We start from the raw sequence: 23220 nt of genomic DNA on the forward strand, positions 1-23220 counted from the left end.
TGTTATTGTGCAGCAGCCTCCTCTTACTCTATAAGTTGTGTTTATATTCGTATTTTGTCGGTAAATCGATATTTCTTATAGAATCGTTGATATATTGCGAGTTGTAATAGATATATTTGCAGAATCGTTCATATAATTTCATTTACTGTACTACTTTGCACGGAGCAGAAAAGAGAAGTGGATGTCACACAGTTCAATGACATCCACTTCATAAAATAATCTACACTGCAGATTGTAAAGAAGAAACAAGTTGATTTAAAAACTCGTCACCAGTCATAATCGCTTTTCCACCGCCACGAGCACTTTTTTTATTTCCGCCACCTTTTCCTTCAATAGAAGGAAGGGCATCTTTTAAAAGAGCATTCATATCGAGTATCACTGCTTTACCACAAGCAAGAATACATTGTAATTTGTCCTCATTTTCAATAACGAAATATGTAATTGCATGCTCTTGTTGTTCTGTAATAATAGCGGAAAGTTTTGCGATTTCTTGCATAGAGCGATTTATAAATGCCTTAGAGATAAGTGTTCCAGCATGTATTTCTGCAGGTTGTTGTAATAGTTCATTTGCTTCTGCAAATAATAATTTTTCATTCATTGTTTGTATTGCTTTTTCGTTTTCTTTTTGAGAAGCAAGAAGTTGTGCCACTTTTGCTGGAATATCAGTTTCGCTACTGTTTAATTGTTTAGAAACATCTTTCATAATTTGTTGCTGTTGCCCCATTAATTTAAGGGTGCGCCAACCAGCGATAAATGTTAAGCGTATACCACCTTTATTGCGCTCCCATCCTAGTACTTGAATAGGACCTACTTCACCAGTGTGTTTCGGATGCGTTCCACCACAGCCGTTGTAATCATAGTTTTCGATAATAACAACACGTATATTTTCTGTCATAGTTGGTTCTTTACGAAGAGGTAATGTTTTCGCTTCTTCTAAGTTCATCCACTCTATACGGATCGGATGGTTTTCAAAAACAATGTTATTGGCAATTTGCACTGCTTTTTCAACCGTTTCTGTAGGCAGGTTTGTCGTTTCTAAATCAATTGTTATAGTTTCTTTTCCAAGATGGAATCCAATTGTCGGTATGTTAAAGTGATCCCAAAATGCAGCAGATAAAATGTGCTGAGCTGCATGTTGCTGCATATGATCAAAACGGCGCTCCCAATTGATTTTTCCTTCTACTTTTTCTGTATGTAATTGTTCTACTATGAAATGACGAATTTCTCCATTTACTTCTTCAACGTTAATTACCGGAATACCATTTAAAGTTCCAGTGTCATGTGGTTGTCCGCCGCCTGTTGGATAAAATGCAGTTTCATTTAAGACAACATATAAGTTTCCTTCTGTACAATAATCTTGCTTTATAACTTTAGTAGTAAAGTCTTTCTTATAAGTGTCAGCGTAATATAATTTTTGCTCCAAGTTTCTTTCCCCTTTCGTGTTAGCTAGTTTCATTGTAAAGCAATTGAAATTAGTTTCCTAATATTTCAGAAGAAAGAAACTTTTTTTAGAATTTTCTTGCTATAATAAGAAGAAAATGCGGGGGTGGAATGAATATGTTATATGAAAGCGGTGTAGATAAACTGCTTAGTTTAAGCAGAAATATTTCCGAATTATATCGAGAACTAAATGAAATGACCCGGATTTTAACGGATTGTAACCGAGAAAGTGTGAAGTTTGATCGGTTATATGTAAAGGAGTTACTTTGGAAGAAAGAAGATGTGATAGAGAAGTATGATCAATTACTTGTGCAGCTTTGTATTAACGAATGCTTTGATTTGAAAAGTGTAATTACTGGCGAATATAAGTATACATATGAAGAAGTGGAAAGCATTGTTTTACAATTTAATGAAAAGTATAATGTAGCCATTTTAATTAAAGATATTTGTAAAGAATTACAGTTTACATATGGCATTGATATGGACATATCGAGAACGGCTCGGGTGCAAACATCTCAAGTATAAAAGGAAAAAGAAAGCAGATCCTTTGCTTTCTTTTTTTATGTAGGAAAAGGGAGAGTAGGTTAGAGATGAAGGGGAAGTTGCAACAGATTCATCCGCTTGGAATGACAATTATAATAGGGACTCTATTTGCGAGGTTTGCCACTTCAATGAGTATTCCTTTTTTAGCAATTTATTTAACGACTGTTAAAGGTGTGTCAGCTGGAATGACGGGTGCTATTATTGGAACGAGTGCACTTGTTGGAGTGTTTGCTAGTTTTATTGGGGGCAATTTATCGGATCGATTTGGTCGAAAGATGATTATAATATGGTCCATGATTGTTTGGGTGTTTGTATTTATAGGATTTTCAGTTGCAGATCATGTTTTGAGTTTTTTTCTATTAAACGCTTTGAATGGATTATGTCGGTCTTTTTTTGAACCGACATCAAGAGCATTATTATCAGATTTAACAAAACCAGAGTATCGTTTACTCGTATATAATTTGCGTTACGGCGCAATAAATGTTGGGGTAGCGATTGGCCCACTTGTCGGATTACAGATTGGAAGCGCAAAATCAACAATTCCGTTTTTAGTAGCAGCTGGAGTATACATTCTATATACAGTTATATTAGCGCTTCAATTTAAGAAGTATCCACTGGAACAAAAGAAAGTAAATACAGATAAGCCTGTCACAATGTTAAATGCAATTCGCATTTTGCGAAAGGACACAGTATTTTTAGTTGCTTTAGTCGGTATTATTTTGAGTAATTGTGGCTTTTCCCATTTAACGACGACAGTATCTCAATATTTTGCAAATGCACATATATTTCAGGATGGAGTAAAGTTGTTCTCATATATGCTAGCTTTAAATGCAATTACAGTAGTAGTTATTCAATACCCTGTTATTCAAATGTGTAAAAAGTATACGCCATTAGCGTCTATTATGGTTGGAACGTTATTTGTGAGCGGGGGATTGTTTGGATTTGGACTAGTAGAATCCATGTTAGGGGCAGCTATATGTACAATTATTTTTACATTCGGAGAAGTTTTAATGTTTTCAATGACAGATGTATTTATTGATGAGATCGCTGATTCCAATCTGAAAGGAACATACTTCGGAGCGATGGGCTTTTCAGGAATTGGAGGAGTAATTGGTCCTTGGTTTGGGGGAGTACTTCTCGATTATTACGGGTATCAAAATGGATTTGTAGTATTTTCAGCGCTCGCTATATTTTCAACTGTAGCATTTCCTGTACTTTTAGTTACAAAAGGTTTATTGAACAAAAGATATGATAGAGATTCTAATATTGAAATACAAGTGAAATAATATAAGCCCGAGCAAACTAAAAGGTTGCTCGGGCTTATATTTATATCAATCGTTAATTCGAAAAAAGACTTTCTCTTCATGCGTATTGGCAACTTCATTTTTGGAAATATGAATGGCTAAATATCCATTCTCTAAGCAGGCTAGCATCTTCTTATAAATAATATTAGCAGGTAAAGGAATTATCCGCTGTAAAGAAGTATTTTTATGAAGTATGCAAATGTTTAGGCCTGTCTCCATCTTTTTAATGAGTACATCATGTTCTGTTACATTTAGTACATCTGTTTCCAAAATGTATTCTTGTTCTGTTTCACAAAGGTCAATATGAATTTGATTTGGAAAACTAAAGTTACTATAAGAATCGGAACAAAATTGATCCATCCATTCTTCGAAACCATCAACATGAAAAAGACAATCCTTCTTTTTCTTGCCCATGTAAGACACCCTCCGTAAAATCTCAATTCATACTATGTTATGCATGAATGAACCAGGGGTGAAGAATAAATGGAAAAATATAAAAATATAAACATTGTATGTGACAAAGGTAGCTAGTGTGAATGTTTTGTTTTACATATCATGATGAGCATGATTTTTTTGACGAGAATGATTACGATTTTTTACTTTATGAGATCCGCTTAATGGTTCAGGTTGTCCTTTTTTTTCTTTAGATTCACGATTGTTTTTTCCCATTGTATATGACACCTCCTCTTCCTATTTAGAATGGGAGAAGTTTGCGAATTTATACGAGAATGTTTTTAGAAAAAAAGGTAAAGATAAAGGGGACTAACTATTATAGAAAGGGGATTGTATAATGCCATATCATAAAGATAAACAACAAGCTTTTCAAGCTGCACAGCAAGGATTTACACAAGCAGAAAATATATTTAACAGCATTGTAAAAAATGATCCAAACTACGGTCATGATTTAAAAGAGTTACGCCAAGAGGTCCAGGAAGCGTATGAACAGATTCAAAATGCGCTAGAAGTAGCTTCGGAAACACAACGTCCACAACTTGAGCAATACGAAAATAATCTCCAAAATATCATGCGAAATGTAGATCAATTAGAAAAGTAAATGAGGTTGTTGTGTATTCAACAACCTCAAAACTTTTGGCGCTAATATGCAGAAACAAAAAATTATTCTACTAATTTTTTCTTTAATTTGTGCAGTACATATATTTCAAGTGGATAAAGTGGAAGCGAAAATGTTGCTCAGAAAAGAGCTAGAACCAACTGGCTATGTAACGTGGGAAGTGCCAAATAATGAAAAGGTTATTGCAATTACATTTGATGATGGACCAGATCCAACATATACGCCGCAAATTCTAGATTTATTACATCAATATAAGGCAGAAGCGACTTTCTTTATGATTGGATTTCGAGTTCAGCGTAATCCATATTTAGTAAAGCAAGTGTTGAAAGAAGGGCATGAAATCGGAAATCATACGATGAATCATTTGTATGCGAGTAATTCATCAGATGAAAAATTAGAACATGATATTTTAAATGGAAAGAAATATTTTAAAAAATGGGCGAAAGAACCTTTATTGTTCCGTCCCCCAGGTGGATATATTAATGATGCTGTATTTACTACGGCAAAAAAAGCTGGGTATCAAATTGTTCTATGGTCATGGCATCAAGACCCTCGTGATTGGGCAAATCCAGGTACAGAATCCATTGTAAATCATGTTGTGAAAAATGCTAAAAGTGGAGATATTGTACTGTTGCACGATGGAGGCAGTGATCGTAGTCAAACAGTTGCGGCATTAGCAAAAATTTTACCTGAGCTTAAAAAGCAGGGGTATCGATTTGTAACAGTTTCGGAGTTGTTACGTTATAAACATTAGAAAAAATCCCAAAAGGAAAATGGACCTTTTGGGATTTTTCGTTACTGGTTCTTTTTGCGTTTCTTATTATTTTGTCGCTCTGCTGGAGTTAAAGGTTCATTTGCGAACTCTTCGTTATAACCAGCTCCTTGTCCTTGTGCGGATGCAGCATTCATTCCTGAAATAATATGATTGGCTTTTCGTTTACCCATTTTTCTCACCTCTATAATGGTTTTTATAGACGAACCATGAGTCGTTCATAGCATATATGAACGTAAAGTAAAACGCTGAAAGAGTGCTTTACTTTATAGTAATAGTATTAATAAAGAGCATGGACACTATTCAAATTTAGAAAGATAAAGAAAACTTATGATAATCCATAAGTTTCTTATTATTTACTTATTTAGAAAGTTGTAATAAGATATTATCGTAAGGTATTGAAAAGTTTGTCTACATTTTATATTCAGACAACTTAGTCACGTTTAACAGGGGGGAAACATAATGGTCAAACATAATCCATTTCAATCACGTGCAACTTTTGAACTAGATGGAAAGACGTATCATTATTATCAATTGAAAGCGCTTGAAAATGCAGGGGTTGGCAACGTATCTCAATTACCATATTCCGTTAAAGTTTTACTTGAATCTGTACTTCGTCAAGTAGACGGACGCGTAATTACAGAAGAACATGTTACAAATTTAGCGAAATGGGGAACGAAAGATGTTCAAGATATCGATGTTCCGTTTAAACCATCTCGTGTAATCTTACAAGACTTCACAGGTGTTCCAGCTGTTGTAGATTTGGCTTCGCTTCGTAAAGCAATGGCAGATATGGGCGGGGATCCTGATAAAATTAATCCAGAAATTACTGTAGACCTTGTAATTGACCACTCTGTACAGGTTGATAGAGCGGGTACAGCAGACTCACTTGCATTCAACATGGACTTAGAGTTTAAACGTAATGAAGAACGTTATAAATTTTTAAGCTGGGCACAGAAATCATTTGATAACTACCGTGCAGTTCCACCAGCAACAGGTATTGTACACCAAGTAAACCTTGAATATTTAGCACCGGTTGTTCATGCGGTGAAAAATGCTGAAGGTGACTTAGTTGCATACCCAGATTCATTAGTTGGAACAGACTCACATACAACAATGATTAATGGTATCGGTGTTCTTGGATGGGGCGTTGGTGGTATTGAAGCAGAAGCAGGAATGCTTGGACAGCCTTCATATTTCCCAGTGCCTGAAGTAATCGGTGTGAAATTAACTGGTACACTTCCAAGTGGTACAACAGCAACTGATGTTGCATTAAAAGTAACACAAGTGTTACGTCAAAAAGGTGTAGTTGGTAAATTTGTTGAGTTCTTCGGTAGTGGACTAAAGAGCATGCCTTTAGCTGACCGTGCAACAATTTCAAATATGGCACCAGAATACGGTGCAACTTGTGGATTCTTCCCAATCGACGACATTTCATTAGAATACTTACGTTTAACAGGTAGAGATGAAGAGCAAATTCGCGTTGTTGAAGAATATTGTAAAGCAAATGGTTTATTCTATACAGCAGATAGTAAAGATCCAATCTATACTGATCTAGTTGAAATTGATTTAAATACAATCGAATCTAACCTTTCTGGACCGAAACGTCCGCAAGATTTAATCCCGCTTTCAAATATGAAAGAGGAGTTCCATAAAGCTGTTGTAGCACCAGTTGGAACACAAGGACTTGGATTCAATGAGCAAGAGTTTGATAAAGAAGTGAAAGTTACATTAAAAGATCAAGAAGTAACGATGAAAACAGGTGGAATTGCAATCGCTGCGATTACAAGTTGTACAAATACGTCAAATCCATACGTATTAATTGGAGCGGGATTAGTTGCGAAGAAAGCAATTGAAAAAGGACTTAAAGTACCTGGTTACGTAAAAACATCATTAGCACCAGGATCTAAAGTTGTTACAGAGTACTTAGATAAGTCTGGTTTAACAACGTATTTAGATCAATTAGGTTTCCAAACAGTTGGTTACGGCTGTACGACTTGTATCGGTAACTCTGGTCCATTAGCAGAGGAATTAGAAGAAGCAATCGCAGCAAATGATTTATTAGTAACATCTGTTTTATCCGGTAACCGTAACTTTGAAGGTCGTATTCACCCACTTGTAAAAGCAAACTACTTAGCATCACCACCACTTGTTGTGGCATATGCACTTGCAGGTACTGTTGATATTGACCTGAAAAATGATGAAATCGGTAAAGATGTAAATGGTAATGCTGTTTACTTTAATGATATTTGGCCATCAGCTAAAGAAATTGAAGATGTAGTTCAAAGTGTTGTTACATCTGAATTGTTCAAAAAAGAATATGCACAAGTATTTAACAGCAATGAGCGCTGGAATGAAATCCAAACTTCAAATGAAGCTTTATATACTTGGGATAATGATTCAACATACATTCAAAACCCACCGTTCTTCGAAGGATTATCTAAAGAGCCAGGTGAAGTTGAAACATTATCAGGTTTACGCATAGTTGGTAAATTTGGTGATTCTGTAACGACAGATCACATTTCACCAGCAGGTTCAATTGGTAAGCACACGCCAGCTGGACGTTATTTACTAGAAAACGGCGTACAACCAGTTGACTTTAACTCTTACGGTTCTCGTCGTGGTAACCATGAAGTTATGATGCGTGGTACATTCGCGAATATCCGTATTAAAAACCAAATCGCACCAGGAACAGAAGGCGGATATACAACATATTGGCCAACTGGTGAAGTAACATCTATCTATGATGCTGCTATGAAGTATAAAGAAGATGGCACAGGCCTTCTAGTTGTTGCTGGTAAAGACTACGGTATGGGAAGTTCTCGTGACTGGGCTGCGAAAGGTACAAACTTATTAGGTATTAAAGCAGTAATCGCAGAAAGCTTCGAGCGTATTCACCGCAGTAACTTAGTGTTAATGGGTGTATTACCACTACAATTTAAAGATGGCGAAAGCGCTGAAACGTTAGGTCTTGTTGGTAACGAGTCATTTGAAATTCAAATTGACAAAACAGTTAGACCACGCGATCTTATAAAAGTAGTTGCAATCGATTCAGAAGGAAAAGAGAAGCAATTTGAAGTAGTAGCTCGTTTCGATAGTGAAGTTGAAATTGACTACTACCGTCACGGTGGTATCTTGCAAATGGTTCTTCGTGAGAAAATCGAAGAGTCTAAAGTGTCAAACTAAATAATTGAAATGAATGATAAGGAAGTTAACATTTGTTAGCTTCCTTACGTTATGTACAAAGGAAAGGGATGAAACCAATTTGGTTTCATCCCTTTCCTTTTATTATGCAAAATTGGAGGAATGACAATGAATGAGTATAGAAGAATATTTTTGCCGTTACTACAAGAAAAGCTATTGCTGATTAGTGCGATTTGTAGCGGAATAGTAGCTGCCATTTTAAATTTATCTAGACCAATTTTAATGGGATTAATTGTTGATAATCTTATTCAGCGAGAGTTAAAAGATGCATATATGTACATTGCATTGTTTGCGGGGAGTAGATTTATGATGTGGACGAATACACTTGTGTTTGATTATATAAGTGCAAAAGCGAGTCAACGTATATTACAAAAGAAGCGTATAGACTTATTACGTCACTTTTTTTCATTACCACTTGAAGAAAGCGAGAAGATAAAACAAGGAGAGTTAGAAACATTAGTCGTTTCTGATATTCCGAATTGGGTAAGGTTATATGGATCTATATTAATCGAATATATTCATGCACTTGCGCAATTTATTGGTGCGTTCATAGCGCTACAACATATAGATATACAGTTCATATGGTGGGTAACTCCGTTTTTATTTTTAAGTGCAATTGTTCCGATACTTATGGGGAAAAAGGTAAGAAATATTGCGAGTGTTGCTCAAAAAAATCATTCAAGTGTTGTAGAGATGATGTCACAGTTTGTAAAAGGTATACAAGATTTGCGTAGTTTACAAAAAGAGAGCTGGGCAATTGGCTTATTTAAAGGAGTTACAGTAACAGCTTATAAAACAGAAGTAAAGAAGACGATGTTGCAACATTGTATTGGGATAGTTGGAACGGTAATAGAAACAGGAGCATATATAGTTGTTCTTATTATAGGAGCACAAAAAATAATAAAAGGGGACATGGAAGTGGGGTCGCTTGTAGCGGTATTAGCTACAATTGAGATGCTTTTTTTCCCCGTTCGTTATGCAAGTGATTTATTGATGATGACACAAGTTGCTATTGCTTCGGCAAATCGAGTTTTTTGCTTTTTAGATATACAGGCTGAATACAAAAATGTAGAAAGAGCGATGGGAATGAGATTAACAAATGTTTCATTTCAAGAGAATGGTGAAGAGAGATGTAGAATTAAAAATATTCATTTGCAAATTAATCCTGGCAAACTCGTTATCATTGTGGGGGAAAGTGGTGCAGGTAAAACGACGCTTTTAAAATTAATTACGGGTTTATATAAACCATCTAATGGTAGCATTGCTTATTACGGTAATAAAGCTCGTATGACTACTATATGGCAGGAACCTCGTTTTTTTCGAACGACAGTAAAAGAGAATATGTGTTTCGGGGAAGAGGGCTTAGAAAAGAAGTTAGAAAAAAATATTGAACTTGTAAATGCGAAATCGATTATTAGGAGTTTACCTGAAGGTATTCAGACTGTACTACATAAAAGTGGAGAAGAGTTTTCGGGAGGAGAGAGAAAACGTCTTGCGTTATTGCGAGCGATTGTATCAAATCCGAATCTCATTGTTTTAGATGAACCGACTGCGGGATTAGATCCGAGTAATCAAGAAGTGGTTTGGAATATGCTGAAAGGGTTAGGAGGGAATGTAACGAGAATTGTGACGACACATGATGTCGAGAGGGCGATGATAGCAGATCGAGTTGTGGTCATGAAGAATGGAATTGTTGTGGAGTGCGGGGATCCTAGAGAATTATTAACGTGTAAGTCATTGTTTAAAGGGATGCTAATAAAAAGATAAGAGCTATATAGCGCTCTTATCTTTATTCACTCTTATTAAGTTGATACGTATAAGACTCAGTATCGTTAGTGCTAAACTCTTTGACTAGAGTAAGTTGATTTGTTTCCGGATTATATTTGAAAATTTTGACCGTATGTTCGCTACTTAGTGATGGATTATATTCTTGAATAGCAAATGTATTTTCAGCAATCTGTGTCATATTACTGGTGGAAACATTTTCTATTGGGCTATAAATATTCTAACTATTTCGAATGTGAATATTTCCAAGCTTGTCCGTATAAGCTAAAATAAGGTATATAGTATTTTGATGATTATGTTATAAGAAGATAAACACGTTAGGGTGATATAAAATGTGGCGGAAGCTTACGATTATTGTAGTGTTACTTTGTTTAGCGGGATATGCGGCTTATGATCAGTTTGGTAAAAAGGATCAAGTAGTACAAGAAAAGCCGGCAAAGAGCGAAATTGCTATGAAAGAGATTATCGCAAGAAACGGTATTGAAATAGGAAAGAATGCACCAGATTTTGAATTAACTAAGTTAGATGGAACGAATGTAAAGTTATCAGATTTAAAAGGAAAGAAAGTGATTTTAAACTTTTGGGCAACGTGGTGTGGACCTTGTCAACAAGAAATGCCTGATATGGAGTCCTTTTATAAGGAGCATAAGGAAAATGTAGAAATTTTAGCAATAAATTATACTCCTTCAGAAAAAGGTGGGGGAGAAGAAAAGGTAAGCAACTTTGCGAAGGAAAAAGGAATTACTTTTCCTATTTTGTTGGACAAGAACATTGATGTAACAACAGCGTATAAAGTAATTACGATTCCAACCTCGTATTTTATAGATACAAAAGGTGTCATTCAAGATAAGTTTATTGGACCAATGACACAAAAAGAGATGGAAAAACGGATAGCGAAATTGAAATAATAAGTAAGAAGGCAGAGATGGATATTGACCATTTCTGTCTTTTCTTTTTCATGGAGTGATGACTTCGTGATATGATAAAGAAAAATAACCGTTAATGATAGATGAAGGAGTGTATGGAGTGGGGAATATATCCTTACCGTTAGATTATGTTGTAATTGATTTTGAAACAACAGGATTTAACCCTTATAATGATAAAATTATTCAAGTCGCAGCAGTGAAATATCGTAATCATGAACTAGTAGATCAGTTTGTTTCCTATGTGAATCCGGAGCGTCCAATTCCGGACCGAATAACGAGTTTAACAGGTATTACAAATTATCGTGTTTCAGATGCACCGACGATTGAAGAAGTATTACCTTTATTTTTAGCATTTTTACATACAAATGTAATTGTCGCCCATAATGCTTCTTTTGATATGCGTTTTTTGAAAAGTAATGTAAATATGCTTGGGCTACCAGAGCCTAAAAATAAAGTGATTGACACTGTGTTTTTAGCAAAAAAATATATGAAGCACGCGCCTAATCATAAACTTGAAACGTTAAAGCGAATGCTTGGAATTCGTTTAAGTTCTCATAATGCATTTGATGATTGTATTACGTGTGCGGCAGTTTATCAAAGATGTGCATCTATTGAAGAAGAAGGAAAAAGAAAAGTGCAGAAAGAAGTGCTTGATGAAGCGGTAGCATACGAAGCAGTAAAAGAACTTCTTATGCGAAATAAACGTGATATCGAATGGATTCGCTGTATGAATGTCGGGAGCTATTTAGATATAAAGGCTTTTTACCCAATTATTAGGATGAAGGTAAACGGGCGAAAGAAATATGTGTTAACAGAAAAAATGGAAGACGATGTAAGAGGGATTTGTACGAGCTTAACATGTGAGGCAGCATTGAAAAGTGAGATTGGCAACACGAGAATCATGATTGACAGTGTAGAGGACATTTTGAAGCTAGAGAGCTACATTTTAGAAGAATACGATTCTGTATTGCGAGCACTGCATGAATATAGAGTGAATGAAGAAGATGCTGATGAAGAAATTAAAAAATATTTAAATATAATGATGTGAAAAAATCCCATGCGTAATATTTACGCGTGGGATTTTTTGTTAAAACATAAAATTTTCTTGCAAATCTGATTAAAGAGTTTTTCATTTGCTCATACTATGTAATAAGAAAACGTAGAAGAAAGGGTGAGCAGCATGAGAAGAAGTCGCCGTAGATCGTTTGAAGAACTTGTAAATGAAAATAAACAACAATTATTAAGTGATCGTGATGCAATGGATCGAATTGAAGAACGTATTGAAAAACGTTATGAAATGAAACTTTTTAAGCAGGCTGAATAATTCTTAACACTAGTACGATACTAGTGTTAAGGAGGCGATAGTAATGGGTAATCCGAAAAAGAATTCAAAAGACTTTGCACCAAATCAAATTGGAACACAATCGAAAAAAGCTGGTGGCAATAAAGGAAAGCAAATGCAAGACCAAACTGGTAAGCAACCGATTGTTGATAACGGTTAAAGAAAAGGAGAATATTGCATTCTCCTTTTTTTGTATAAATTTGAAGGAACATAGGTAATTTAAGATGGTATGTATAAATAATTAGGAGGGAAGTACATGCCGAATCCAGATAATCGAAATGACAACGCTGAAAAATTACAAGAAATGGTACAAAATACGATTGATAATTTTAATGAAGCAAAAGAAACAGCGGAACTTTCTAATGAAAAAGATCGTGCTGCCATTGAAGCGAAAAATCAAAGACGTTTAGAAAGTATTGATTCATTAAAAAGTGAAATAAAAGATGAATCTTAACAGAGTGTACAAAAAAGGGCTGACTTTCGTCAGCCCTTTTTTGTAATTGTAAAATTTTCAACGAGTAAACGCCAATTTTGTGGAAATGGTAGACCAATCTTCCAATAGCTAATGCCGCCTATACCTTGTTCTTTCATTAAATTAAATTTACTTTGAACGGACCGTGAATCTTCAAACCAAACTTCGTGTTGTACGCCGTTTTCGTCAAAGTAATTGAAATGAGGAGCTTGAGCCGTGAAATCATAGCGGATAGGAACATTGTATTTACGAGCTAGTGCAACAGCTGCAACAGAGCTGATTGCTTTTGCAGGTGGATTTCCTTGTTTGAACGGAAGTTTCCAATCGAAACCATATAAATTTTGCCCCATCATAATTTTTTGTGGTGGCATTTGAGATTTTGCATATTGAAGTACTTCTTTCACAGGCCCGATAGGAGAAATCGCCATCGGTGGTCCACCTTGCCAACCCCAGTCGTATGTCATAATGACGACGAAGTCAACAATTTGTCCTTGTGCTTTATAATCGTGAGCCTCAAAAAATTTCCCTTTTTGATTGGAACTTGTTTTCGGTACAAGCGTTGTACTTAATGTGTACCCGCTAGGTAAGCGTGTTTTCACATTTCGTAAAAAACGATTATACGCTTCGCGATCTTCAGGTGCCACACTCTCGAAATCGAAATGAATGTCTCTCATACCATATTTTTCAGCTGTTTGCAAAATGTTAGTAATGAACTTGTTTTGAATTGTTGCATCGCGTAAAATAACCGAAGTCAGATCGGCACTGAAATTTCCATTTTCGATATTTGTAATAACGAGCATAGGGATGGTTTTACCTTGCGTTGCAATATTAGCGATTTTCGCTGTTTCTGTTGGTTCTTTTAAAGTGCCGTCTCTTTTTGCTTCAAAGCTGAAGTAGGCTAAATATGTTAAAAATGGATTAATAGCACGTGTAGCATTTACTAAACTTTCTTTTATCGGTATTGTTGAAGGTTGTAAATAAGCGATGGATTCTACTGCTCGTTTTGTACCTTTTGGTATATATAATTGTTGTCCGACATGGAGAATAGATTTTAATGAAAGGTTATTAACTTTAGCTAAACTAGCGAGAGGAACGTTATACGTTTGAGAAATTCGATAAAGGCTGTCACCAGGCTGTACATAATAGTTATTGCCTTTCGTATTAACGATAAGTGCCTGACCAACAACGAGTGTTTCAGCTGGATTTAGTCCATTGTCTTTTACAATTTCTCCAGGTGTAGATCCGTACTTTGATGCTAAACCATAAACACTATCACCGCTACGAACAGTTACAATTTGGATCATGTGCTTGCCCCTTTCGGTAAAAGATTCACTGTTTTTATTTTATTTTTGATTCCACTGTATTATGATTAAATGTATGCAAGGTAGCAGAAGTGAAAGAAGGCGAATAGAAATGTTTGTAGCAGAATATGAAGTTGAAATCCGCTATGCGGAAACAGACCAGATGGGTGTTGTTTACCATTCAAACTATTTAGTGTGGCTGGAACTTGGGCGCACTAAACTTATACAAGAATTAGGATTTTCATATGTTGAAATGGAGAAAGAGGGAATTATTTCTCCTGTATTAGACTTGCAAATTTCATATCGTAAAGCGATGCGTTACGGAGAAAAAGCAATTGTGAAAACGTGGATTGATACTGTGAGCCCGCTTCGTGTTGTATATGGTTATGAAATATATAACGGTGATGGTGAGCTTTGCATTACTGCAAGTACAACGAATATTTGTGCGAAAAAAGAAGGGTTCCGCCCTGTATCATTTAAAAAATTATATCCTGAGTGGTATGCGAAATATGAGGAAATTAAAAAGAAATAAAAAAGCGTGGCAGAAGCCACGCTTTTTTTATTTTTCATAATTAAATTGAGGGAAATCATCACCGTCGTTAAGTGTAACAGATAAATTATGTCCATCGAAGAACCACTCATCATCGCCTTCAATAAAGAAGTTAATACCTTCTTCTTGAGTTTGAACAGCAGGATGTGCAGGGTCATCTTTACGAATACCTAAAGAAAGTCCTTTTTGCACAGTACTGCAACCGCCGTATTGTACGAAAAGGCGTAGTGTTTCACCCGATTGTAAGTTTAATTCGTTTTTATACCATTGTGCTGCTTCTTTTGTTACGGAAAGATTCATGTATAGTTCCTCCAAATTATGTTGCTTTTTCTTAAGTATAAAAAATAACGCAAAAAGACGCTATTAATATGCTTCACGTTTTCTTTTTGCGTTATGTGGGTTACGATCTTATTTTTGCTTTTTTGAAAAGTTTGCTTTTGGTTCAGTTTTATTTATAATTCGTCCAATATTTGCACGGTGTTTATAAATAACCATACCAGCTAATAAACACATCGCAATAATGAAGATTTTATCCCCGCTAACAATTGATGCAATAACAGCAACGACAGCTGTTACCATAGAAGAAAGTGATACGTATCTTGTTGTAAATAAAAGGGTGAAAAATACAACAGCTAATATTGCAAATACAACTGGTGAGTAGCATAATAGCACGCCAGCAGAAGTTGCAACTGCTTTCCCTCCGCGGAATTTTGCGAAGATTGGATAGACATGTCCAAGAACAGCGGCTAATCCAAACCATAGTGGGTGCGTATCTAATCCGAAAATAATCGGTAGAGCTGTTGCTAATGTGCCTTTTAAAATGTCAGCAATTGTAACGATAAAACCTGCTTTTTTCCCTAATGTACGGAATGTATTTGTTCCGCCTAGATTACCGCTTCCATGCTCACGAATGTCGATTCCATAACCGATTTTTCCAACGACTAATGCAAATGGAATCGAACCGAGTAGATAGGCAACGATAAATAAAAGATATGTAATAACCATGAGTTCAGTCTCCTTTATACAAATGTGTTGATAAAGGGTAAAAAGAGTTTTTCCCGTATATTGTACCATACATTTGTAAAGAGCACATTTCTTTTTTATAAATGAAAAAGTCATTAATTTTTAAAAAAACTTTCACAGGAATGTTACATTTTTCACAAAAACACTAGAACTATATGTTGTATGATTTTAATCAAAAGACAACAACATGTTGGTGGAGGGTTATGAATGTTGAAACAAAATGTACGTGGAGAAGAATTAATGAAAGTATTTGAGACAATTATCCACGGTAATGAACAAGATTTAATGCAGGAAAATGCAAATGTAGATGGTCGATCTCCAATGGGAGTAATGGGAACGTTCGCATCTGAGAGCGCAAAGTATTATGCAGTAGAAAAATTATTATCAGATCAAGTGAAAAAAGCGATAGATCAAAATATATTATATCCACATGATTTAGATTTTTATGCAACAGGAACGACGACTTGCTCGCAAATTCCGTTAGCGCAAATGCTAGCTAATGGTTTTCATACTGGACATGGACATATGAGACAACCGCAAGACATTAAAAGTGCGTTGGCGCTTTCTTCAATTATTTTTCAGGCGAATCAAAATATGCAGCACGGTGGTCAATCGTTTGCACTCTTTGATATTGATTTAGCGCCGTATGTGAGAAAAACAGTAGAGAGACATAAAAAACGACTACAGTCATATCCGCTTACGAAAGAACAAATAGAGGAATTTGCATGGAAAGAGACAGAAAATGATACGTATCAGGCGTGTGAGGCTTTCGTTCATAATTCAAATAGTATGCATAGTAGGGGCGGGGGACAAGTACCGTTTATTTCTATTAACTATGGAACAGACACATCGAAAGAGGGAAGGCTTTTAATTAAGGAACTTTTAAAAGCGACGCAAGCTGGACTTGGTAAAGGGGAAACACCGATTTTTCCTATTCAAATTTTCAAAATGAAAAAAGGCGTGAACTTTGAAGAGTGTGATCCGAACTATGATTTATTTGAATTAGCGTTAGAAACGACCGCTGAGCGATTATTCCCTAACTTTTCGTTTTTAGATGCTCCGTTTAATGCTGTGCATTATGATGGTCGACCTGAAAGTGAAGTATGTTATATGGGGTGTCGTACTCGTGTTATGTCTAATATACATGGAGAAGAAACAGCAATTGGAAGAGGGAATTTATCGTTTACTTCTATTAATTTAGTGAAATTAGCGCTAATTAGTGGTTCAAAAGAAGCGTTTTTTGAAGCGCTAAGTTATTACTTAGATTTAGGCGTTAAGCAATTATTAGAGAGATTTGCTTATCAATGTACAAAGAGAGCAAGAGATTTTCAGTTCTTATATTCACAAGGTGTATGGCGTGGTGGAGAGTCGTTACAACCTGAAGATGCTGTGGCACCGATTTTAAAACAAGGGACGTTAAGTCTTGGTTTTATCGGTCTTGCAGAATGTTTAGTAGCGTTAACTGGAAAACATCATGGAGAAAATGAAGAATCGTGGAAGCTTGGATATGAAATTATTTCCTTTATGAGAGAGAGAATGGATAAGGCGATGGAAGAACATCAACTCAATTTCTCTGTAATTGCAACGCCAGCAGAAGGGTTATCAGGAAAGTTTGTGAAAAAAGATAGAGAAGAATTTGGTGTAATTAGCGGTGTGACAAATCATAATTATTATACAAATTCGTTCCATGTACCGGTGTATTACAATATTCAAGCGATAGATAAAATTCGATTAGAAGGACCGTTCCACGCTCTTTGTAATGGCGGACATATTACGTACATTGAACTAGATGGTGCAGCTGTGCATAATCAAAAAGCGTTAAAGCAAATTGTACAAGCGATGGCGCAGTACGGAGTAGGGTACGGTTCAATTAACCATCCTGTCGATCGTTGTAAGTGCTGTAGTTATCATGGCATTATCGGGAATGAATGTCCGAGCTGCGGAAATGAAGATGAGAATGAAATAGAAAGAATTCGCCGCATAACAGGATATCTTGTAGGAGATATGTCAAAATGGAATAGCGCGAAACGTAGTGAAGAGATGGATCGGGTGAAGCATAAATGAAAGTTATGAATATCATTCATGATAGTGTAGTAGATGGAGAAGGGTTGCGGACAGTCGTGTTTTTTGCGGGCTGTCCGCATCGTTGTATCGGTTGCCATAATCCGAAATCATGGAATGTTTGCAATGGGACTGAAATGACGGTAGAAGAAATTGTGAAAGAGATTGAAAAAAATTCATTAACTGATGTAACATTTTCAGGTGGAGATCCATTTTTTCAAGCTACTGAAGTGAAAAAAGTAGCAAAAGCAGTGAAGGATTTGAAAAAAAATCTATGGATTTATACAGGTTACACGTTAGAAGAGATACAGAGTGCTCAAAATAATGATATGATAGAATTGTTACATTATGGGGATGTTTTGGTCGATGGAAGATTTGAACTTGATAAAAAAGATTTAACACTTCCATTTCGCGGAAGCTCCAATCAACGTATTATTCGATTGAAAGAGTAAAAAGGCGGGATAGGTTATATGAATAAAACAGTATTACTTGTTGAAGATGAAAGAAGATTACGTGAAATTGTTAGTGATTATTTTCGTAATGAAGGCTTTGAAGTAATCGAAGCGGAAGATGGAAAAAAAGCGCTAGAATTATTTGCTGAACATACAATTGATTTAATTATGTTAGATATTATGTTACCTGAAATAGATGGTTGGTCTGTTTGTAGACGAATTAGAAAAGAGTCAGCGGTACCAATTATTATGCTGACAGCACGTTCTGATGAGGATGATACATTACTAGGCTTTGAACTAGGTGCAGATGAATATGTAACAAAACCTTTTAGTCCGAAAGTGTTAGTAGCTCGTGCAAAGACGTTATTGAAACGTGCGGATGGAGCGATAGGAGTATCAGAAGAAAATACTATGTCATTAGCTGGAATAGAAGTGAATCGACTATCTAGAACAGTTTTAGTAGATGGAGAAGAAATTATATTGACACATAAGGAGTTTGAGCTTCTCGTTTATTTAATGGAGAACAAAGGAATTGTGTTGTCACGCCAACATTTATTAGATCAGTTATGGGGATATGATTACTACGGTGATGACCGAACGGTTGATACACATATTAAAAAACTGCGAAATAAGCTAGGAGATAAGGCGAAGCATATCGGTACTGTCATTCGAGTGGGTTACAAGTTTGAAGAATAACCTTTAAGTTACTATGCACTTTAGCTTTGGGATATAGCAAATTTACACTCTCCTTTGTAGGTGGAATGTACAAAAAATACTTTTCTTGTCTACAATGATAGATAGGGGTATTTTTTTAATTGGATTTCACGATGAGTTCACAAGAAGGACACAAAATGTGACTATACTGAAAGTACGAATTCACCAGAGAGGGGAAATAAAACATGGGATATTACGACGGACCGAATTTAAATGAAGAGCATAGTGAAACGAGAGAAATGAAAAAATCAGGTAGTAAAAAAGGATATTTTTTCACAGGTTTAGTTGGAGCTGTAGTCGGGGCGGTTTCGATTAGTTTTGCAGCACCTTACATGCCGTGGATGCAAAATAATGCGGCAGTTTCGTCATTCAATTCTAATCAACAAGTAGAAGGTACTGTAGCTCCTGTTGTTAATAAAGTGAAGGGCGAAACTGATTTGCCAGGCATGATTGAAGGCGCAAAGGATGTTGTAGTTGGTGTAATTAATATGCAGAAGACTATTGATCCGTTTGCGATGCAACCGGCAGAACAAGAGCAGACAGCTGGTACAGGATCAGGTGTTATTTATAAAAAGTCAGGAAATAAAGCATATATTGTAACAAATAACCACGTAGTAGACGGTGCAAATAAACTTGCTGTTAAACTGAGCGACGGAAAGCAAGTTGATGCAAAATTAGTTGGTAAGGACCCTTGGTTAGACTTAGCAGTTGTAGAGATTGATGGAGCTACTGTTAATAAAGTTGCAACTTTAGGTGATTCCAGTAAACTTCGTGCTGGTGAAAAAGCAATTGCAATCGGCAACCCACTTGGATTTGACGGCAGCGTAACGGAAGGTATTATCAGTAGTAAAGAACGTGAAATTCCAGTAGATATTGATGGGGACAAACGTCCAGACTGGCAAGCACAAGTTATTCAAACAGATGCAGCGATTAACCCTGGTAATAGTGGCGGTGCATTATTTAACCAAAACGGTGAATTAATTGGAATTAACTCAAGTAAAATTGCGCAGCAAGAAGTTGAGGGGATTGGTTTTGCAATTCCAGTTAATGTTGCAAAACCAGTTATTGAATCGCTTGAAAAAGACGGAGTAGTGAAACGCCCAGCTCTTGGTGTAGGTGTAGCTTCATTAGAAGATGTGCAAGCTTATGCATTAAACCAATTAAAAGTACCAAAAGAAGTAACAAATGGCGTTGTATTAGCTAAAATTTATCCTGTGTCACCGGCAGAAAAAGCTGGCTTAGAGCAATATGATCTTGTAGTAGCATTAGATGATCAAAAAGTAGAAAATTCACTTCAATTCCGTAAATACTTATATGAAAAGAAAAAAGTAGGCGAGAACGTAGAAGTTACATTCTACCGCAACGGTCAAAAAATGACGAAAACAGCTACATTAGCAGATAATTCAGCTACAAAGAATCAATAATCGGAATAAAAGAAAGTCTCTTTCATGTTGAAAGAGACTTTCTTTATCGGCTATACTAAAGGAATAGGAGGGATAAATTATGACAATTGAAAACCCAACTCGTACGGAAATTGGTGAAGTATTGAAGAAAAGTAAAACGATTGCAGTTGTTGGATTATCAGATAAGCCAGAACGCACATCATATATGGTTTCAAAAGCAATGCAAGATGCTGGGTACCGTATTATACCAGTAAATCCAACAGTAGATGAAGTACTCGGAGAAAAGGCGGTTTCTTCACTGACGGATATTAAAGAACATGTTGATATCGTAAATGTATTTCGTCGCTCAGAATTTTTAAAGGATGTTGGGAAAGAGTTTGTAGAGATTGATGCAGATGTTTTCTGGGCACAATTAGGAGTACAAGATGAAGATACATATAAACTTTTACAAGAAAAAGGCTATACTGTAATCATGGATCGTTGTATTAAAGTAGAGCATGCGATGACAAAATAGTATAGACTTTAAAGATAGAAAGATTGATTCAGCCTTCACTTTTTACATAAGTAGGGCCGATGAACGAGGTGTTCATCATGAGATTTTTTAAAGGCTGTTTTTGGGGATTGTTACTTGTTATCCCATTTTGGATATTGATCATTTGGATCATGATAAAGGTTTGGAATGTATAATGTTGGAATACATATCCATTTCTCGTTGACAAACGATTATTTTTCTGAAATAGTAGCCTAGAGGAATCCTTGTGAAAAAACAAGGATTTTTCTATTGAAAATGGTATATAAAAGAGATAAGATAACTTGCCAAAACTATAGTCGAGGCGTTATTCTATAATAGAAACATATGTTCTGATTTGATTAGGAAAGGGGCAAGGAGTTTGGCGAAGCATCAGTTCCAATACAATGAAGATGCAATTCAAGTGCTAGAAGGACTTGAAGCCGTTCGAAAACGCCCGGGTATGTATATCGGGAGTACGGATAGCCGTGGATTGCATCATTTAGTATATGAAATAGTAGATAACTCCGTTGATGAAGCATTAGCGGGATTTGGCGACGAAATTTCTGTCGTAATACATAAAGATAATAGTATTAGCGTTATTGATAAAGGGCGAGGAATGCCTACGGGAATGCATAAGCTTGGAAAACCGACACCTGAAGTTATTTTAACTGTACTTCATGCTGGTGGTAAGTTTGGCCAAGGAGGCTATAAAACGAGTGGTGGTTTACACGGTGTTGGGGCATCAGTTGTAAACGCCTTGTCAGAATGGCTAGTAGTAACGATTAAGCGTGATGGTAACATTTATGAACAACGCTTTGAAAATGGTGGTACTCCTGCAACAACGTTAGAGAAAATTGGGAAAACGAAAGAATCTGGTACAACAATGCACTTCAAACCAGATACAACTATTTTCAGTACAACAAATTATAATTATGAAACATTATGTGAAAGATTACGTGAATCTGCATTCTTATTAAAAGGAATGAAAATCTCGATAAAAGATGAGCGTAATGATTTAGAAGATGTATTTCATTATGAAACAGGAATTGAAGCTTTCGTTTCATACTTAAACGAAGAGAAAGATTCGATTCATCCAGTTGTATATTTCTCTGGTGAACAAAACGGAATTGAAGCAGAGTTAGCATTCCAGTTTAACGATGGGTATTCAGAAAACATTCTTTCGTTTGTAAATAATGTACGTACAAAAGACGGTGGAACACACGAAGCTGGATTTAAAACAGCAATGACGCGTGTGTTTAATGAGTATGCTCGTAAAGTTTCACTATTAAAAGAAAAAGATAAAAACTTAGAAGGTACAGATATTCGTGAAGGTGTAGCGGCTATCGTTTCTGTACGTGTACCAGAAGAAGTACTTCAGTTTGAGGGACAAACGAAAGGAAAACTAGGTACAAGTGAAGCTCGTTCTTCAATTGATGCAATTGTATCTGAGCATTTAGCTTACTTTTTAGAAGAAAATCCAGATGTTGCTACACTTCTTGTGAGAAAGGCAGTTAAAGCAGCGCAGGCGCGTGAGGCTGCTCGTAAAGCGAGAGAGGAAGCACGTACTGGTAAAAAGAAAAAGAAATCAGAAGGTACATTGAGTGGTAAGTTAACACCTGCACAATCACGTAACCCACAGAAAAATGAACTGTACTTAGTAGAGGGTGACTCTGCAGGTGGTTCTGCGAAACAAGGTCGAGACCGACGTTTCCAAGCGGTATTACCATTACGTGGTAAAGTAATCAATACAGAAAAAGCAAAGCTTGCTGATATCTTTAAAAATGAAGAGATTAATACGATTATATACGCAATTGGCGGCGGTGTAGGGAATGAGTTCGCTGTTGAAGATATAAACTACGATAAAGTTGTTATTATGACCGATGCAGATACGGATGGAGCACATATTCAAGTGTTACTACTGACGTTCTTCTACCGTTATATGAAACCACTTATTGAAGCTGGTAAAGTATTTATCGCACTTCCACCTTTATATAAAGTAAGTAAAGGAAAAGGGAAAAGTGAAGTAATTGAATATGCATGGTCTGATGAAGAATTAGATGGTGTAACGAAAAAGGTCGGTAAAGGCTATATGTTGCAGCGCTATAAAGGACTTGGCGAAATGAATGCCGATCAATTATGGGAAACAACGATGAACCCTGAAACACGTACGTTAATTCGTGTGAAAATTGACGATGCATCAAGAGCTGAGCGCCGAGTTACGACATTGATGGGGGATAAAGTAGAACCTCGTCGTAAATGGATTGAGCGTAATGTACAATTTGGCATGCAAGAAGAAGGAAATATTTTAGAAAATGAAATGATTATGGAGACGGAGGTGGAATAAC

Annotated in this window: 25 protein-coding genes and 1 pseudogene; 18 read left to right on the plus strand and 8 right to left on the minus strand. The window is 36.0% G+C overall.

The window, feature by feature from the left end; translation table 11 throughout:
- Window positions 1–220: 220 nt before the first annotated feature.
- A complete protein-coding gene (locus tag QCI75_RS09730; RefSeq protein WP_186320831.1) occupies window positions 221–1423 on the minus strand; it encodes an alanyl-tRNA editing protein in 1203 nt (400 codons plus the stop codon).
- A 134-nt stretch (window positions 1424–1557) separates the two neighbouring features.
- Here QCI75_RS09730 and QCI75_RS09735 point away from each other — a divergent pair, with 134 nt between their 5' ends.
- Both QCI75_RS09735 and QCI75_RS09740 read left to right on the plus strand, forming a co-directional pair.
- Window positions 1558–1965, plus strand: a complete 408-nt coding sequence (locus QCI75_RS09735) for a hypothetical protein (protein ID WP_142344837.1) — start codon at window positions 1558–1560, stop codon at window positions 1963–1965.
- Between the two features lie 65 nt (window positions 1966–2030).
- Window positions 2031–3269 (plus strand): MDR family MFS transporter, encoded by a 1239-nt coding sequence (locus QCI75_RS09740; protein WP_144503839.1) that lies wholly within the window; start codon window positions 2031–2033, stop codon window positions 3267–3269.
- A gap of 45 nt (window positions 3270–3314) precedes the next feature.
- Here the strand turns inward: QCI75_RS09740 and QCI75_RS09745 are convergent, their stop codons facing one another.
- Window positions 3315–3701 carry an Hsp20/alpha crystallin family protein gene (locus QCI75_RS09745; protein WP_199672289.1) on the minus strand — a complete coding sequence of 129 codons (387 nt, stop codon included), beginning with the start codon at window positions 3699–3701 and terminating at the stop codon, window positions 3315–3317.
- Window positions 3702–3833: 132 nt separating this feature from the next.
- Window positions 3834–3956, minus strand: coding sequence for a small acid-soluble spore protein P (locus tag QCI75_RS09750; protein ID WP_000517651.1), 123 nt, complete (start codon window positions 3954–3956; stop codon window positions 3834–3836).
- Window positions 3957–4077: 121 nt separating this feature from the next.
- Between QCI75_RS09750 and QCI75_RS09755 the strand changes: the two genes are divergently transcribed.
- Window positions 4078–4341 (plus strand): hypothetical protein, encoded by a 264-nt coding sequence (locus QCI75_RS09755; RefSeq protein ID WP_144503834.1) that lies wholly within the window; start codon window positions 4078–4080, stop codon window positions 4339–4341.
- A 46-nt stretch (window positions 4342–4387) separates the two neighbouring features.
- Window positions 4388–5113, plus strand: coding sequence for a polysaccharide deacetylase family sporulation protein PdaB (gene pdaB / locus QCI75_RS09760; protein ID WP_144503832.1), 726 nt, complete (start codon window positions 4388–4390; stop codon window positions 5111–5113).
- Between the two features lie 41 nt (window positions 5114–5154).
- On the opposite strand, the gene sspO is transcribed toward pdaB, so the two are convergent.
- Window positions 5155–5304 carry an acid-soluble spore protein SspO gene (sspO, locus tag QCI75_RS09765; protein WP_002111139.1) on the minus strand — a complete coding sequence of 50 codons (150 nt, stop codon included), beginning with the start codon at window positions 5302–5304 and terminating at the stop codon, window positions 5155–5157.
- 289 nt (window positions 5305–5593) lie between these two features.
- Here sspO and acnA point away from each other — a divergent pair, with 289 nt between their 5' ends.
- Complete coding sequence (acnA, locus tag QCI75_RS09770) at window positions 5594–8317, plus strand: aconitate hydratase AcnA (RefSeq protein ID WP_144503830.1); 2724 nt, start codon at window positions 5594–5596, stop codon at window positions 8315–8317.
- Between the two features lie 126 nt (window positions 8318–8443).
- Window positions 8444–10102 carry an ABC transporter ATP-binding protein gene (locus tag QCI75_RS09775; RefSeq protein ID WP_144503828.1) on the plus strand — a complete coding sequence of 553 codons (1659 nt, stop codon included), beginning with the start codon at window positions 8444–8446 and terminating at the stop codon, window positions 10100–10102.
- Between the two features lie 22 nt (window positions 10103–10124).
- Here the strand turns inward: QCI75_RS09775 and QCI75_RS09780 are convergent.
- Window positions 10125–10334, minus strand: a pseudogene (locus tag QCI75_RS09780) (YmzC family protein); the annotation flags it as partial.
- A gap of 118 nt (window positions 10335–10452) precedes the next feature.
- Between QCI75_RS09780 and QCI75_RS09785 the strand changes: the two are divergent.
- The 5 genes from QCI75_RS09785 to tlp all read left to right on the plus strand — a co-directional run bounded on the left by QCI75_RS09785 (window position 10453) and on the right by tlp (window position 12842).
- A complete protein-coding gene (locus QCI75_RS09785) occupies window positions 10453–11028 on the plus strand; it encodes a redoxin domain-containing protein (protein WP_353760362.1) in 576 nt (191 codons plus the stop codon).
- Window positions 11029–11146: 118 nt separating this feature from the next.
- Window positions 11147–12094 carry a 3'-5' exonuclease gene (locus QCI75_RS09790; RefSeq protein ID WP_144503822.1) on the plus strand — a complete coding sequence of 316 codons (948 nt, stop codon included), beginning with the start codon at window positions 11147–11149 and terminating at the stop codon, window positions 12092–12094.
- Between the two features lie 132 nt (window positions 12095–12226).
- Complete coding sequence (locus tag QCI75_RS09795) at window positions 12227–12370, plus strand: FbpB family small basic protein (protein ID WP_002111132.1); 144 nt, start codon at window positions 12227–12229, stop codon at window positions 12368–12370.
- A gap of 43 nt (window positions 12371–12413) precedes the next feature.
- Window positions 12414–12548, plus strand: coding sequence for an acid-soluble spore protein SspN (gene sspN / locus QCI75_RS09800; protein ID WP_000527988.1), 135 nt, complete (start codon window positions 12414–12416; stop codon window positions 12546–12548).
- A 96-nt stretch (window positions 12549–12644) separates the two neighbouring features.
- On the plus strand, window positions 12645–12842 hold the full coding sequence (tlp, locus tag QCI75_RS09805) for a small acid-soluble spore protein Tlp (protein ID WP_001133508.1): 198 nt from the start codon (window positions 12645–12647) through the stop codon (window positions 12840–12842).
- A 29-nt stretch (window positions 12843–12871) separates the two neighbouring features.
- Here the strand turns inward: tlp and QCI75_RS09810 are convergent, their stop codons facing one another.
- Window positions 12872–14164 carry a glycoside hydrolase family 18 protein gene (locus QCI75_RS09810; RefSeq protein WP_144503818.1) on the minus strand — a complete coding sequence of 431 codons (1293 nt, stop codon included), beginning with the start codon at window positions 14162–14164 and terminating at the stop codon, window positions 12872–12874.
- Between the two features lie 109 nt (window positions 14165–14273).
- Between QCI75_RS09810 and QCI75_RS09815 the strand changes: the two genes are divergently transcribed.
- Window positions 14274–14693 (plus strand): acyl-CoA thioesterase, encoded by a 420-nt coding sequence (locus tag QCI75_RS09815; RefSeq protein ID WP_000495823.1) that lies wholly within the window; start codon window positions 14274–14276, stop codon window positions 14691–14693.
- A gap of 27 nt (window positions 14694–14720) precedes the next feature.
- Here the strand turns inward: QCI75_RS09815 and QCI75_RS09820 are convergent, their stop codons facing one another.
- Window positions 14721–15011: a HesB/YadR/YfhF family protein gene (locus QCI75_RS09820; RefSeq protein ID WP_001054451.1), complete on the minus strand. Its 291-nt coding sequence runs from the start codon at window positions 15009–15011 to the stop codon at window positions 14721–14723.
- A gap of 108 nt (window positions 15012–15119) precedes the next feature.
- Entirely contained in the window at window positions 15120–15716 is a 597-nt protein-coding gene (gene plsY, locus QCI75_RS09825) for a glycerol-3-phosphate 1-O-acyltransferase PlsY (RefSeq protein ID WP_002121351.1), read from the minus strand.
- A 225-nt stretch (window positions 15717–15941) separates the two neighbouring features.
- Here plsY and QCI75_RS09830 point away from each other — a divergent pair, with 225 nt between their 5' ends.
- The 6 genes from QCI75_RS09830 (at window position 15942) to parE (ending at window position 23219) form a co-directional block, all read left to right on the plus strand.
- Window positions 15942–17798, plus strand: coding sequence for an anaerobic ribonucleoside triphosphate reductase (locus QCI75_RS09830; RefSeq protein ID WP_144503816.1), 1857 nt, complete (start codon window positions 15942–15944; stop codon window positions 17796–17798).
- The gene (gene nrdG, locus QCI75_RS09835; protein WP_144503814.1) at window positions 17795–18247 is read left to right on the plus strand and encodes an anaerobic ribonucleoside-triphosphate reductase activating protein; all 453 of its coding nucleotides are present in this window, start codon (window positions 17795–17797) and stop codon (window positions 18245–18247) included. The genes QCI75_RS09830 and nrdG overlap by 4 nt, the downstream gene beginning before the upstream one ends.
- Window positions 18248–18265: 18 nt before the next feature.
- Window positions 18266–18943, plus strand: a complete 678-nt coding sequence (locus QCI75_RS09840) for a response regulator transcription factor (RefSeq protein ID WP_002111124.1) — start codon at window positions 18266–18268, stop codon at window positions 18941–18943.
- Between the two features lie 203 nt (window positions 18944–19146).
- Window positions 19147–20385, plus strand: coding sequence for a S1C family serine protease (locus QCI75_RS09845; protein ID WP_144503811.1), 1239 nt, complete (start codon window positions 19147–19149; stop codon window positions 20383–20385).
- Between the two features lie 79 nt (window positions 20386–20464).
- Window positions 20465–20878 carry a CoA-binding protein gene (locus tag QCI75_RS09850; protein ID WP_144503809.1) on the plus strand — a complete coding sequence of 138 codons (414 nt, stop codon included), beginning with the start codon at window positions 20465–20467 and terminating at the stop codon, window positions 20876–20878.
- A gap of 376 nt (window positions 20879–21254) precedes the next feature.
- Complete coding sequence (gene parE / locus QCI75_RS09855) at window positions 21255–23219, plus strand: DNA topoisomerase IV subunit B (protein WP_144503807.1); 1965 nt, start codon at window positions 21255–21257, stop codon at window positions 23217–23219.
- The last annotated feature ends 1 nt before the right edge of the window (window position 23220 follow it).

The sequence above is a fragment of the Bacillus cereus group sp. RP43 genome (genome assembly GCF_040459645.1).
GTDB lineage: Bacteria > Bacillota > Bacilli > Bacillales > Bacillaceae_G > Bacillus_A > Bacillus_A mycoides_C.